3 protein-coding genes are annotated in these 15,543 nt (G+C 68.2%); all 3 read right to left on the bottom strand.

Features of this window, described 5'->3' with window-relative positions; translation table 11 throughout:
• Positions 1-19: 19 nt before the first annotated feature.
• Positions 20-12,403 carry a filamentous hemagglutinin family protein gene (locus tag AC5P99_RS17680; RefSeq protein ID WP_495213372.1) on the bottom strand — a complete coding sequence of 4,128 codons (12,384 nt, stop codon included), beginning with the start codon at positions 12,401-12,403 and terminating at the stop codon, positions 20-22.
• 199 nt (positions 12,404-12,602) lie between these two features.
• A complete protein-coding gene (locus AC5P99_RS17675; protein ID WP_049451124.1) occupies positions 12,603-13,778 on the bottom strand; it encodes a substrate-binding domain-containing protein in 1,176 nt (391 codons plus the stop codon).
• Positions 13,779-14,341: 563 nt separating this feature from the next.
• Positions 14,342-15,541 (bottom strand): type II secretion system inner membrane protein GspF, encoded by a 1,200-nt coding sequence (gene gspF, locus AC5P99_RS17670; protein WP_005409884.1) that lies wholly within the window; start codon positions 15,539-15,541, stop codon positions 14,342-14,344.
• Positions 15,542-15,543: the final 2 nt, after the last annotated feature.

The raw sequence follows: 15,543 nt of genomic DNA, 5'->3' as shown, positions 1-15,543 counted from the left end.
CGGCACGGTTGCAGGAGGCCTACCGGCGCTGCGTGCCCTCGTCGCGACTTGCCTGCGGGAACTGGAAGGCACTGTTGGCGTCATAGCCGCTGTTAGCAGTGTTGCCACGCGCCGGCGGATTGATGGCGCTGGTGCCACTGCCGAAGCCGAGGATCTGCACGCTGATCACCGACGGCTGGTTGCGCCGTGCCTCGTCCTGGCTCTTGCGCATCACATCCTGTGCCGCCTGGCTGGCGCTGTTGGCTGCCGCACTGGCCGAGGCCAGCGCATTGACGTTCACCGATGCCAGCACCGGCAGGCCCTTGCTCTCGCCCTGTACCTGGATGTTGGCGGCATTGAGCACCTGCAGCGCCGCCAGGTTGATGTTGCCCGAGACGCGGATACCGGCCTCGCCCGCGTCGATGGTGCCAAGCGGTGCGATCAGGTCGACGTCGCCCGGTCGTACTTCGGCGATGGGGTTCAAGGTCGCGATGCCGGCGCCACTGGCGGGAGCCTGCGGCGACAGGATCACATTGCCCCAGCCGTCATAGACGCGACGCGGTGGCGTGTACAGCAGCGTCGTCTGCGAACCGCGACCGGCATTGATGTCACCCTGCTCCGACCACGCCAGGATGTCGCCGCCGAACGTGGTCATCACCCGCGACAGGCCCAGCAGCACGCTGTCCTGGCTGAACAGGCGGATATCGCCCTGCCCCTGGGTGACAAGGCCGGCGCTGGCAGGTGGCACCACGCCCTGCACACCGATCACGATCTGCCCACCCGGTGCCATCAGCTCGATGTTGCCGCCCGCCTCGGTACGCACGCCGGAGCCACCGTACATCACGATGTCGCCGGTACGGTCGATCGTCGCACCGGCCGCATTCCTGTCCGGCATCAGCGTGGCGATGGCTTCGCGCCCACGCAGGTAGGAGCCGAAGCGGGGCCCTTCTACATCGGTATATTCCCTTCCACCTTCGCGCAGCTCGGCGTAATAGACCTGGCGCAGGAAGATGCGCTGCTGTTCCTGCGGCAGCGCATCGAACGCGGCCAGCGCCCCGTCGCCGTCGGCAGCCACGCCGAAGCGCTGCTGCAGCCACTGCTTCAGCTCCTGGTTGTAGACCTTGACTGCCTTGCCCGGCTGCGATGCAAGCGATTGCGCGGGATCGGCAAGGTTGACTGGGTCCAGATAACGGGCACGCAGGGCCGCGAAGTCGATCTGCTGGTTGCCGGCCGTCAGCGCGATGCTGGCGCCGGGACGGGTGTCGCCCTGCACGATGCCACCGAGGCTGACGATGCTGCCCGCATCCTCCTGGCGCAGCTGGCGGCCGGCACTGATCTCGGTGTTGCCGGGGCCAGCGATGGTCGCGTTCAGATGCACGATGTCGCGGCCTGCCGCCGCCACCGTGATGTCGGTGGGCGCGGTGTTCAACGCGGTCATCGACACCCCGAGGATGTCCCGGCCTGCCCGCAGTTGCACGGCGCCGGCGGCCTCGAACCAGTTCAACTGCGTGCGCTGCCCCGCGTTGGGATTCAGCGTGCGCCGGGCGCCGGTGGCCAGGCCGATAATGTCCCCCTGCACCGCGTAGAAACGGCTCGGCGCCAGGGCCGCAGACACGGAGGACAGCGGAGTATTCGGACCGAACGCAAACAGCGGAAGCGACGCGTCCGGCGATGCAATGTTGCCGTCGACCGAAAGGTTGTGCCGCGTGCGGGTCACATTGCCTGCGGAATCACCCTGCTCGGCCATGAATGCCGGGTCGAAGGGTCCCGGCAGGCGCGCGTCACTGGCCGAGCGCGCGATCTGGGTCGCGCCAGGCTGGGCGAAGATGCCGCCACCGGCCAGGACGTCCAGCCGTCCTGTCGCCGAGGGTGCCAGCAGGATCACATCCTGCGTCCCCGGCGTGGTGCTGATCCGGTCCAGCTTGATGTCACCCTGCGCAGCAATCGCGCTGAAGCGCGAAGGATAGAGCCAGTAATTCAGCAGATCATCACCGCCACGCACAACAAGCTGGACCTGCTCGCGCCACAGATTGCTGCCCGTCACGTTTTCCGGCCCGGCGAGGCCTGGCGCGAGGTCACCACCGGCACTGAACAGATCCACGGCCGTGTTGGCGGTCCACAGGGAGAACCACGTACTGCCTGCAGCGCGCGCGCCATCATCCAGCAGCACCGCGCTGTAGTTGGCCAGCGGAACCCGGCCGGCATCGGCGACGCCGCCGAGCACCACATCGCCCCGCGCCTGCAGCTGCGCGACCGCATCGCCCAGCACCAGCACCGGCCCGCCCATCGGGCGAGCGGCGTCGGCGGCGAACAGATCGGCCGCACGCAGCTGGCCCAGCGTCGCGTAGCTTTCCAGGGTGACGCCCATTGCACCGATGCGTCCCGCATCCAGCTGCAGGCTGCCACGCAGATTGCTGAAGGTACCGTTGAGATCGAGATTCTGTCCCGCCCTGGAGGCATTGAGGCTGGAGAACGTCGCCCGCAGATTCGGATTCAGTGCGCCACCGATACGCAGTTGCAGGTCGCCGCCGCCGGTCAGGTGCAGCTGGCCATCGCTGACCCGGCCGGTCGATCCCACCGCCGCGATGATCGCACCCGAGCGCGGTGCGATCGTCGAGTCCAGCGCGTCACCTATCGCATCGCGCACGCCGGCGTCACGCCCGGCCTCCAGCGTCAAGTTGCCGCCGCCCAATGTACCGAAGCCGGTGAAGCCGACCATCCGCGGAGAGGCGCCAGCAGCAGCGGACACGTTGGTGTAGGCGCCAAAGTTCACCCACCAGCTGGTCGGCACCGGCTCCACACCGGTGGTGCTGCCGGTTCCCTGCCGCCACAGCCAATTGCCGACCGCGGCACTGGAGTACAGCGCCCAGTCGCGCTCGCTGGTGCCCGACTCTGCGCGCCCGGTCCAGACGTCACCGACGATATCTCGCCCGGCTTCGACGCGCAGGTTGCCGCCATGATCGGGATACCAGGCCTGGTAGCCGGCCAACGCGGCATCATAGCTGCCCGGCACCAGGTTCGGACCCAGCAGTGCGGTGTTCCTGGGGGCTGCTGCACGGGGCGAATTGAAGGCAGCGTCGCGGCCCTCGCCCAGCGTGGTGGGAGCGCCCGCCGTGTACACACCGAAGCCGGACTTCATCACGACATCACCGGCAGCGAGCAGTTCGAGGTCCCCCTTGCCGGTGCGCAGCACGCTCCACGCCGGCGTGCCTGCGCGCTTGCCGTAAGTGGTCACTTCGGTCTGCGTGCCGCCGCCGGCGCAGTAGGTGGGCGCCGTGCTGCAGAACTCGTCTTCGGTCATGCCAAACATCGCGGCGAAGTCCTTCGCAGGGGTGCCTACGTAGGACTCGTCGCCCCAGTAATCCAGCGAGCCCTGCGCGGCCACCTGGCGGGGGGCCGGGCCGCAGTAGTCGGCCGACATCGCGCAGAACTCGTCTTCGGTGAAGCCGAACATGTCGGCCAACTCCGCAATCGGACGGCCTGCATAGGAGGTGTCGCCGATCCAGTCCAGCGATGCCCGCTCAGTCAACGCACGATCACCCACCCAGATGATTTCGGTCTTGACCGTACCGATCGAGCCCTGGTGGGTGTCGGCCAGCACCACGCTGCCTTCACTGCCCCAGCGCCGGCTGCGTGGGTCGGCTGCCCCGGCATCGGCACCGGCGACCACGGTCAGGTCCCAGGAGGTGGTGCCCTCGGCCAGCATCGGCGCCAGCGCCCAGTTGCGCCCCTGGTTGCCGCCGGCATCGGCCGGCCGCAGATTCACCGGCCCGTTGCCGGGCAACTCCACCTTGGTCAACGATGGGATGTACGCGCCCACCTTGAGCTCGACTTCCCGTGCCAGGCGCAACGCAACCGGCAGCGTCGCGCCGGCGGGCCATTCCTGTGCCGCCATCTGTACCGCACTGCGCAGGCGGAAGCCGGCCCCCAGGCGCGCACCGGCCGCCAACACCAGCGGCTCCTGCAGCACGGTGCCCGCCGCCAGCGTCTGCCCGGAGTCGGTGGTCACCGCCGCACCCAGCACCGTGCCCGCTGGCAGGCGCAGGTTCTGCGAGATCACCATCGGCGCGGGCAGCACGGTACCGACCGGAAGCGTTACCGATTCGACCGGCACGTCATAGTTCAGGCGGGTGCCGGCCTGGAACTCGGTGCCGGGCTGCAGCTTCACTCCGTCCACCGGCACCACCAGGCCGCCGCCAAAGGGGGTTTGCCCCGCGCTGCCATTGCGACCCTCATACAGCTGCCAGCCACCCTCATCCGGCGTGGACGGCGGCGGTGCGAACCCATCGTTGATGCTGCCGTAGACGTTGATGTTGCCTTCGGCCCGCAGCACCAGCGAGGCCGATTCGCCGAAGCCACGCCGCGATGGATCGGCGCGGTTGGCTTCGGGCCCGTAGCGGTAGCCGGACAGATCGATGTCGCCGGCAATGGTCAGGTCGCCGTCCGGGTTGGCATCGCTGCGCCGCGCCAGCACCTGCACGCCGGGACGAAGGCGGACATCGCCCAGCGCCCGCGTGCGCTGCTGCAGATCCGCGTTGTCCAGCGCAGCATCGATCCAGGCCACGCTGTGCGGATCGACCACCTGGTCCAACCACTGCTGGGTGACCAGCTGCGCGCGGTTGCCGCGCACGTCAGCGGTGGCTGCCAGGGGCGCATCGTCGTAGCGGCGAACACCATTGAGCTGGATGTCGGCCGCGCCATCGATGCGCAGGCCGGTGGCCGCGGCAATCGCCGCGTCGTTGCTGCCCAGCCGCGGCACATCGATCTTCAGCGTGCCGCGCGGGGTGCCATCGTTCTGGCCAGGACGTCCACCGACGGTAACATCGCTGCCCGCACGCAGGTCCAGCTGCGCCGCGCTGCCCAGGCCGACGGCACCTTCGGCGCTGCCCAGCGTGATGGTGGCCCGGTTTGGACTGTCGATGATCTTGCCATGGCTGTCCACGCGCAGGCCGGTACCGTGCGCGTCCAGCGTGCCGTCCACCTGCAACTGATCGCGGGCGTACAGGCGGATGCTGCCGACCTGCTCGCCGCTGGCATCGATGCGGCCGGCCACGGTCAGGCTGCCCGCATCGACGCTGATATCGACCCGGCGCGCCTTCACTTCGTCGCCGATCCGCAGATCGCCCTCACCGATCTGGAAGCTGCGACCGCCGACGACGCCGCCGGCGGTCAATCGCTGGTTGAGGCCGGCGAAGTCCTGCAGCTGGCGTGCCCGCACCACCAGTTCGCCACCGTCGTAGGGCACCAGCGTGCCACCGGCATCGTAGCGACCAGTGGCGGCACCCTGCAGAACACCGGCCAGATCGGCTCGGCCGGCCATTGCGGTGACCGTCAGGCGTCCGCCTCGGTTGTTGCGGGCGGAAACATCGATGCGGGAGGCCGCATCGGCGCGGATGTCACCCGTGTCGCTGGACAGCAGGACATCGCCGCCCCAGCTGAACTTGTCCACGTCGTACAGCGAGACCTTGCGTCCGGCCAGATCCAACGCGGCCCGGCTGCCAAGCGTGATGCCCTGGCGTGCGTTCGCCGACAGCCGTCCGGACGCCAGCGCGACCGTGCTGTCCAGCGTGATCCGGTTGGCGTCGATGCTCAGCTCACTGCCCAGTGCATCGCCACCCGCCTTGCCGGTGCCCCCCTGCAGGCGGAAGTCGCCGCCGGTGCGCACGCGCAGCCGCGCGGCGGGATCGGCCGTCAACAGCGGTGTATCGATACCCAGGCTGCCTCCGCTGTACTGCCAGCCCTTGTCGGCCAGATAGTCGCCGCGCTGCTGGAACACGTCCAGCGTGCCCTGCGCGGAGAACGACAGCTGCTCCGAAGCACTCAGGTTCAGCGCACTGAATCCGAGCACCTGCCGGTTCGCAGGTACTTCAGAACTGGGACGGCTGAATGGCGCCCGCCCCAGCTGCAGCTGGCGGGTAAAGATGTCCAGCTGCCCGGCGCCGAGCCGGTCCACCATCGGATCGGCCGGCGGCACCGACGCGTCACTGCCCGGCGCTTGACTCGCCGCCAATGAGCCGTCCCAGACCAGCGTGTCCACCAGGATGCGCGCCCGGTCAGTCGCAGCACCGTAGCCGCGGATGGCCTGCGCACCAAGCACGAGCGTCTGCAGGCCACTGCGGCCGGTGGCACTGTCGCGCGCGTCCAGGTCGACGCTGCCGAACACGTTGACAGAGTCCCGCGCGACCAGGCTCAGCGTGTCCAGCGCCGGCGCGCCAGTGGCATCATTGCCGCGCAGCAGTTGCTGCAGCACGGACTGGTTCATGGTCATGCCACTGGGCAGCGCCCCTGCCGCAGCGGCCAGGGCGATCGCTTCGGCACTGCCGAGGTTCAGCGCCGCCATGCTCAGGCCGAGCTGACGGGTGCCATAGCTGGCCGAGTCGCGCATCTGCAGCGCGCCATCGGTCGCTACCGCGATGCTGCCATCGGAAACCAGCCGGGTCTGGCCGTCGCACGCCGTCTGGCACCCCCCGATGTCGATCGCCACTGGACCGGCCTCCACCCCGGTGGTGCCGGTGATCAGGTTCAGGCGCTGGTTGGACACCGCCAGCAGGCCGCCGGAGACCTGGTAAGGCAGGGTCGCGCTGGCATTCGCGTTGGCGGATGCGAACGACAGTGTATCGAGGGTCGCACCGGCCTCGACCAGCACGCCGCTGCCACCGGAGGCCGCTGCCACCAGCACTTCCGGTGCGTTCAAGGTGACGCCGGAACGGATCGCCACGCTGCGCGCCTGGCCGGTCACCGCCACCTGCGAGGCCTCCTGGTTGAACTGCCCGCCGATCATCATCCGCGCCGGCAGGAAGGCATTGAGCGCGTCGTCGCTGAAGGTGGCACCGCGATCACGCGCCTGCGATTGCGCACCGCCGTCGACGATCTCCAGTGAACCGACCGCCGGGCTGGCCAACGTGGCTGTCAGCGTGCCGCCTCGCCCGTTGTCGGTGGCGGCGCCGAACCGCGCGGTGCCGGCGAAGCGGATGGCAGGCGTGTCTGCACGACCTGCGCCTTCGCCCAACGCAAGGGTCAACCCGAGCGCATCGATGGTCTGCCAGCCACGCGACTCGCCGCGGCGGTCGGCCACCGATTGCGCGAAGCTGTTGTAGGAGGTTTCGTTGTAGCCCGAGTGCCGGCGTACTACTGCGGCGGGGGTCAGCAGGATGTCGGTGAGCAACGGCGAGATTGCCGCGCCCAGCGCCGTGCGCTGCTGCCCGGACACACGCCAGGTGCCGGTACCGGTCGCGATGGGTTGCGCGATGCCCGAGGTGCCGGTGGCGCCCAGCTCAACCCGGAATGCACCGGGCTGCAGCGCATAGCTGGCCGGCATCAGCGTGTAGGTGCCTGCCGCCAGGCCGGGCACGCCCGCCGGCACGGTGATCTGCTGGCCCACGGCCGGTGCGGCGAATCCTTCCTCGCCGCTGGGGGCAAATGTCCCGGCGCGTCCCGGCACGATCGCATACACCGGGTTGCCCGACGCACTGAATTCATAGCGCGGATTGGCGTCGGCCAACGCCGTTCGCAGCACGTCGACAGAGCCACCGCGTCCTGACACAAAGGCGGCACCGGTCAACTCACCACCGCCGGACATGTCCAGCAGGGCCCCCGGCGCCACCTCGATCTCATTCGCCTTCAGGGTCACCCCCATCGAGGAGATGCCGGCCGGCGTCAGCGAACCCAGGCTGCGCGTACCGACCCGCCAGTCGACACCATCGACGGTGCCACCATAGGGCAGCGACAAGCCGGCGCCACTGGTCGAGGTGACGCTGCCTGGCAGCAGTTCCACCCGGCTGCCGACGGTTCCGTTCTGGATAAGGCCACCCAGCTGCAGCGTGCCCATCGGCGCCTGTACGTTGCCGCCCTGCTGCACCGTGGCGGCCACCAGGCGAAGCGTACCCAGCGCCGATTCCGGCGCCGGCTTCGTGTCCGCACCGGTGCCGTGGATGCGCAGCACGGCATCCGGATCGGCCCAGTAATCAGCGGTCTGCACGGTCTGCGCCGACGCGCCGGCCACCAGCGTGCCGATCGCGCCTGTGGTGGGGTACAGGCGCGCAGCGGTCACGTCCATCGAACCAGCCGTCATCAACGCGCTGGTGTTGCCACTGCTGGCAATGCCGTTGGTCAGGCGCACGTCACTGCGGCTTTCCAGCGCCACATGCTCGAAACCCGGCAGCCAGGTGACGTCGCGGATGTCGATCAGCTCGGCCTGCACCGCCAGCGCGTGATCTTCCGGCCCGGACGAAGCGACCGCGGCGGTGCCCTGCAGGTTCTCGCCCGGCATCTGGCGCCAGCGTGCCTGCGCCAGGCGAACATAGGGCGCACTCAGTCGCAGCCCAGACGATAGCCCGGCATCCACGGCCATGCCCAGGCTCGAAGTGCCCTGGCCGTGGATGCGCAGGCTCTGGGCCAGGCGCAGGTCGACGTCGCCGACCGCGCGGATGTCACCGAACACGGACAGGTTGTCGAAACCGCCGGCCTGCAGCTGCTCGACCGACAACGCGGCGTGGCCATATTCCAATGTGGCCGGCAGTGGCTGCGCCGGTGCGCTGTGCTGGCTGAGGCTGATCGCACGCGCTCGCAGTACCTCGTCGCTGGCGCCACGTGCATGGATGCTCCCGCCAAAGGCCAGGCCAAGCGTGCCCCCGCGTGCGCCGGCACCACCGGCGGCCGCGTCCATCCCGCCGTCCAGGTACAGCGCGTTGGCCGAACGCAGCACGATCTGCCCGCCGTCGCTGTCCACGCGCACGCGGCCCTGGCCATCGATGTCCAGTTCGGCCGACGCGCCCCGCGCCTGCAGGCGCGCACCGCGTTCGACCACCACGAAGGCTTCCGGTGGTCGGTTGTCGACGAATGCGTTGGTCTCCCAGTCCAGCGCCCCGCCAATCTCGATGCGCCCACCTGCGCGCACCTGCCCGCGCAGGCGGCCGCTGGAATCGGGCAGCGACATCGCGTCTGCATCGGCATCCAGCAGCGCGCCTTCGGCGAAACGCCAGGTGCGTTCGGTGCGCTGCCCGGCGTACAGCGCGTTTTCCGGGCGCACATCGTCGATCAGGATGCGGCCGCCCTTCGCGCGCAGCGTGCCTTCAACATCGATGTTGCCTGCACCGAGCAGCGAGATCGTCTGCCCTGGATCGACCGCCACCAGTGCATCCTTGCCAACCCGAAGGTCACCGCCCACGCTGTTGCGCTCCGAACGCAGGCTGATGCTCGCACCCGCGCGCTGGCTGACGCGCCCGCTCGACGGATCAGCGCTGTACAGTGGCGCGTCCCACGCTGCCAGTGCGGACGCCCGGTCGGTCGCCATCCGCGCGTCCTGGGTCAGGCGCAGGCCTGGCAGGGCAGCGACCAGCCGCGCGCCATCGGCCACCTCCACACCCTGGTGGCCATTGATGTCGTACTGCGCGAAGCCACTGCCGAACAGGCCGGGGTCCAGTCGCAGCGATGTGCCCGCCAGGTCCGCATCGCCCAGCCGCACCTGGCCACCGGTCCCCAGCGAGAAGGAACCCCCCCCCTGTCCTCGACCACTGAACCGGCTTCCGTCGCCCAGTTGCACCCGGCCACTGCCGTCGGTCGTCACCGTACTGCTGTTCGCCTGCAGGCTGACGCTGCCGCCTTTGCCGATATGGGCCTTGCCGCGCAGGTCCAGCGCAGCACCGGCCTCGACGTCAACCGTTGAGTCGGCGCCCACGGCCACGTCATGACTATTGCCCAGGCTCAGGCGGCCGCCATCCGTCCAGGCACCGCTCGCGTCGCGCGGCGTCGCCAGTGACGCATTGCTCCATTCACCGGAGAGATCGATCCGCGTGCCGTCGGCGATGGCGGTGCGCGCGCGGCCATCATGCAGCAGCGCCGTCGGCCGGCCCTGCACATCCAGCAAGTTGCCCGCCGACAGCTGGCCGCCGGCGATGCCGATGTCGCCTGCCAGTTCCACCTCGCTGCCCGTCAGGTTGAGCTGTCCGCCTGCCTGAAGCCGAAGGCTGCCGTCGATGCGGATGCGATCAGCGGTCGCCAGGTCGATCCGTCCCCACTGCTGGGCACTCAGCTCTGCGGTATCCAGCCACACGGTGCCACGCCGCTCTTCGTTGACCGGGGCCAGCAGCGACCACGCGGCCTTCGTCCGAGCCTTGTCATCCAGGCGCACATCCGAGCCGAACACACCGCTGCGGCCCTGGCCGTCGTAGCGCCCCAGGTACAGCTGCGCATTGCGCGCGACCGCCGTCTGCGCCTGCGCATAACCCTCCAGCGCGGTATCCGGCCTGCGGTTCTGCTGCGCGCCCTGGAAGGTAGCCGTCTCAACCTTTCCATCCAGCACCGCGGTCGGTGCGGAGATGATCAGGCGTCCTGCATCGCGGCCGACCGTGTATCCGTTATCGACACGCTGCGCCGCGAATACAATCGGATCACGGAAGGTCTCGGTGATGCCCCAGCGCTCCTGCTTTACTTCATGGCCGCTGTACAGGCCATCGAAGAGCATCTCCGCCGGCGCGTCATCAAGCCGATAGACCTGGCCATCGACGCCGCGCACCCAGCTCTGCCGGATCACGCCGCTCTGCACATCCAGGCTGCCACCGGCAAGGTTGATGCGTGAGCCGCCATGCGTGATCACTTCCCTGCCGCCCAGCAGGACGGTGCCTCCCTGCGCGGCCCATTCGCCGATCGAGTGCCCCTGGTTGTCAAGGTAGCCGCCCACTTCCAGCAGGCCACCCGCCGCGTACCAGCGCTCACCCGCATAGCCCCCGGTACCGGCCGGAACGTGGACCAGCCTGCGGCGGTCGACCCAGACCTCGCTGCTGGTCAGCTTGCCGCTGTCGCGGTTGTCCAGGGCATCGCGCAGTTCGTTGCCCTGCACCTTGACCTGGACATTGTTGCTTTCCATCGACACCTGTACGCCCACTGCGCCGGAAACATCCACGCGTGCCGCGTCGTCTACGTAGCTGCGGGCTGCCGCGTCGGCGATGATCTGGCCGCCCGTGGCAACCGTCAGCGAATCCGCACTGAAATGGATGTTGCCACCCGAGACGATCTCCACCCGCGACTGGTCCCGGCGATCATTGTGCTGGGACAGATTGTCGAAGGTTGCCGAGCGCGCGCCGGCGCGGATCGCGTCCTGCTCTGCCGACTCCTTGATGAGGCTGTTGCGCTGCGTATCCAGCACCGTGGCCTTGCCATCGTCCTCGACCAACACCGCCGTGGTGGCTCCATCGGCAAGCGTGACGCTGCTGCCGGCATCACTGGCCGAAGTCAGAAGATGCACGGTGCCGCGCTGCGCCAGCGTGGTGCTGGCCACGGCCACACCGGCCTGCTCGACGTTGCGCCCGGCCAGGGTCACGTCACCCTCGCGGGCGCGCAGCAGACCGGTGTTGCGCACGCTGCCCGCCGTGCTGCCAGCGACGAAGCGCGGCGCGATTTCATTGCCGCGGGTGGTGGAGCTGGTATTGGTCGCCGTACCCACGCCGCGCCGGATCACGAAACTGTCACCGGCAGCGAGCTGCACCTGGCCCTTGCGCGCCTCGATATGGCCAGCATTCTCCACGCTGTGCCCGGCCAGCAGCACGTAGCCACCGCCGCGCGTCGCGCTGGTCGGCTCATGGGTCGCGATGCGGGCACCCTGCTCCACCATCACCTTGCCAAATGCATCGCTGAGCGCGCTGCTGCTGGCGTCGGGGCTGTACAGGCCGTTGTCACGGAACTGCGCATCGCTGATCCGTGCTGCAGCCGCCAGCAGATTGCGTACATTGACCTGGCTGTTGTTGCCGAACACCACCCCGTTGCGGTTGGCCACGAACACCGTGCCATTGGCCTTCAGCTGGCCCAGGATCTGGCTGGGCCGCGCCTGCGGATCATTGACGCGGTTCAGGACTGCCCAGTCAGGGTTCTGCAGGAAGTTCAGCGTGGTGTTGCCGCCGATATTGAAGGTCTCCCAGTTCAGGATCGCCTTGTCCGCGGTCTGCTCGACCGTAACCTGCACCCGCCCGTCGCTGCCCTGCGACTGGATCGCGTCGCGCGCATTGAGCCAGCCGCGGGTCAGCGGGTTCTGGTCGACGCTCAGGCCATCCTTGCCCAGGCCATCGGCAACGATGAAGCCAGCCTCGCGGCGCGCCTGCCGCGCCTGTTCCTGCAGGCGCTGCTGCAGGGCAATCGCCTGCGCCGCCGTACCGAGGTTGTCGATCGACTGCTGCAGCTTCTGCCGTGCTGCATCCTGCTGCTGGGCAGGCAACTGGAACTGGATCGGCACACCGTTGGGCATCCGGCCACTCTGTGCCGCGCTGCCCTGGGCCGCGCCCCGCTCGGCGAACCAGCCCGGGCTGAACGCCTGCTGCGCCTGGCTGGCCGGGGCCACCATGCTGCCCAGGGCGACCGCGATGGCCCACGCCATCGGATGATTGCGGCGCATCGGCGCGGCCGGACGAACAGCGGACGGGAGCGGGTGCGACATCGGAACCTCATCAACCTGGTGGGCCGCGGCTGCGGCGACGATCGGGGAGACACGCGCAACGCATGCCCTGCCACTGATAGACGGTTCACGTGACACGAAGCCGACAGCGAAACACTGCGGCGGCGGCACCGTCGCGGAAATGGCGACGCCGGCCCAGGGGCCGGCGTCGGGTCAAGCAGGATTCAATCAGTGCTGCGGATTACAGCGGACGACCGATGCCGGCGCAGGTGCTGGGATTGTTCAGGCCGGCAGTGCTGCTGGCCAGCACGAAACGGTTGCGGATCGCATCGCGCCAGGCCTTGGTCAGCGGGATGAAGCCGTGGTCGGTGATCGACTTCTCATACGCGACGGTGTAGGTCGCCGGATAGTGGCGGGCCAGGAAGCCGCGCAGGCTGGTGGCGACGCTCGAATCCTTGTAGCACTGGCCGATCACCAGGTTGGTGTAGCCGGCGATCGGATAGCCGGCCGACGGGTTGCCGAACACCGGCACCCAGTTGGCGGGGTCCTCGGCAGCGGTACCGGTCGGCGGAGCGACGGTGTCCAGGGTCGCCTGCACACTCACCTGATCCGGCGAGAAGCCCTTGACCTTGGCGACCTTGGTCGCATCGGTCACGCTCGGAATCACGTCCGGGCCAACGTAACCGATACGGCCTTCAGCAGCGTAGACAGCGTTGTACAGCGAGGTGCCACCGGTGGCCGGCGCGGCCACCAGGAACGCCGGCAGGTTGCCGTTGGCATCGCGCTTGTACAGGTCGGCGAAGGTCGACTTGATGGCGAACTTGCCACCCACCAGGTTCGAGGTACCAGCGTTCTCAGCCGCACAGGCCGCAGTCAGGAAGCGGCTGAACATTTCGCTGGTGCCGCTGCTTTCCGGGCGGTACACCACCTGGATCGGGCCGCTGCGGTTGGCATCGATGGTCGACCAGTCGCTGATCGCACCCGAGAACACGCCGCAGATCTGCGCCACGCTCAGGTCCACCGCCGAACCGGCCTTGTTGAACGGAATGGTGACCGACGTGGCCACCGACGGCACCTGGATCAGCGCGCCGTAGCGGTTGGCGTTGGTCGGCTGGTTGAAGTTGGTGGTGTAGGTGCTCAGCTCGGTGCTGCTCAGCACCGAATCGCTGCCGGCGAAGTGCACGGTGCCGGTAGTCGAGAACAGCAGCGAGTTGTTTTCCAGGAAGGCCTTCTTGCCGGTGCCCGAACCGGTCACGGCGTAGGTGAAGTTCGCTGGCAGGATGCTGTCGGACGAACCCTTGTAGAGGTCGGCCGGCAGCGAAGCACCGCCGCCGGTAACGGTCTGCGCGGAGGCGGCGCCAACGGTAGCGAGCAGCGCGGTGGCAACCAGCGCGGCCAGGGTCTTGTACTTGTTCATGATCTTCTCCTGAAGGGTTTACTGCGAAGGGAAACGCCAAGGGAGGAACGGTCACTACACGCCTGCTGCCGCCGAGGGCCTCCCAGCCCACTCTGCGGCGACGTGTCCATGCTGGTCCGCGCCGATGACAGGCCGCTTAAGAAACCTGTGGAAGATCGAAAAAAGGTGTGGAGGATTGTGTGGAGAATCGACCCATGCCACATTCCAACGACGCCGCCCGATCAACTGAATTGAATCGACTGAATTGAATCGACTGAATTGAATCGACTGAATTGAATCGACTGAATTGAATCGACCTGATTGAATCGACCTGATTGGATCGACCTGATTGGATCGACCTGATTGGATCGACCTGATTGGATCGACCCGATGGGATCGACCCGATGGGATCGACCCGATGGGATCGACCCGATGGGATCGACCCGATGGGATCGACCCGATGGGATCGACTGGGTAGAGTCGACTGTTAGTCGACTGCTTTCGCACGCGGAAACGATCTGAATGCACTCGATCTCCGCGCTGGTCGACTAACAGTCGACTCTACCCGTGATGCGCGTTGCGCATCACTGCACCAACTGGTTCATTTCCATGATCGGCATCAGCACCGCCAACACGATCGTCAGCACCACGCCGCCCATCACCAGGATCATGGTCGGCTCCAGCAAGGCAGTCAGTGCCATCGCGCGACGCTCGATCTCGCGCGAGATGGTCTGCGCGGCGCGATCCAGCAGCGGCGCCAGCGAACCGGTCTTCTCGCCACTGGCCACCAGATGCACCAGGATCGGCGGATACACCTTCTGTACCTTCAACGCAGCACCCAGCGCGGCACCTTCGCGCACGCGCGCGGACACATCGTCGGCACAGCGCGCCAGCAGCGCATTGCCCAGGGTCTGCCGGGCAGCTTCAAGCGCACGCAGCAGCGGCACGCCAGCATCCAGCAGGATCGCCAGTGTCGAGGCGAAGCGCGCACTGTTCACACCCAGCACGAATCGCCCGACCATCGGCACCCGCATGAGCATCGCGTCCCAGCGCAGGCGCAGCTCGGGCCTGCGCAGGGCCAACCGCCAGGCCACCACCAGCGCAGCGATGCCGAGCCCTGCCCACACGCCCCAGCTGCGCACGAACGCGCTGGCGCCCAGCATCATCTGCGTGAGCATCGGCAGCGTCTGCCGCGCCTGCACGAACGCGGTCACCACCTGCGGCACCACGTAGCTGAGCAGGAAGATCACGATCGCCACCGATACCAGGCTGATCGCCGCTGGGTAGATGAAGGCGGTCAGTACCTTGGCCTGCAGCGCATTGCGTTCTTCGATGTAGTCGGCCAGGCGCTCCATCACCCGTGCCAGATCACCGGAGTCTTCACCTGCACCCACCAGTGCCCGATAGATCGGTGGGAAATCGCGCGGCCGCGCGGCGAGTGCGACGGTCAGGCGCTGGCCAGCACGTACATCCGCACGCACGGCAGTGAGTGCCTGCGCAACATGCGGGCGCTCGGCCTGCTCGATCACCGCACTCAAAGCACCTTCCAACGGCAGGCTGGCGGCCAACAGGCTGGCCAGCTGGCGCGTAGCCCAGGCCAACTCGCTGGCGGACAACCGGCGAGCGCCCCAGCCACTGCCGGCACTGCGCGCCGCACTCACCTGCACAGGGGTCAGCCCGCGCCCGCGCAGCAGCTGGCGAGCACCGCGCGGGCTGTCGGCATCCAACTGGCCCTTTTCGATGCGGCCCTGCGCGTTGGCAGCCTGGTAGTCGAACAGTGCCATGC

Source organism: Stenotrophomonas sp. YJH_SMC_80 (genome assembly GCF_059372495.1).
This window is presented reverse-complemented; position numbering and strand designations above follow the sequence as displayed.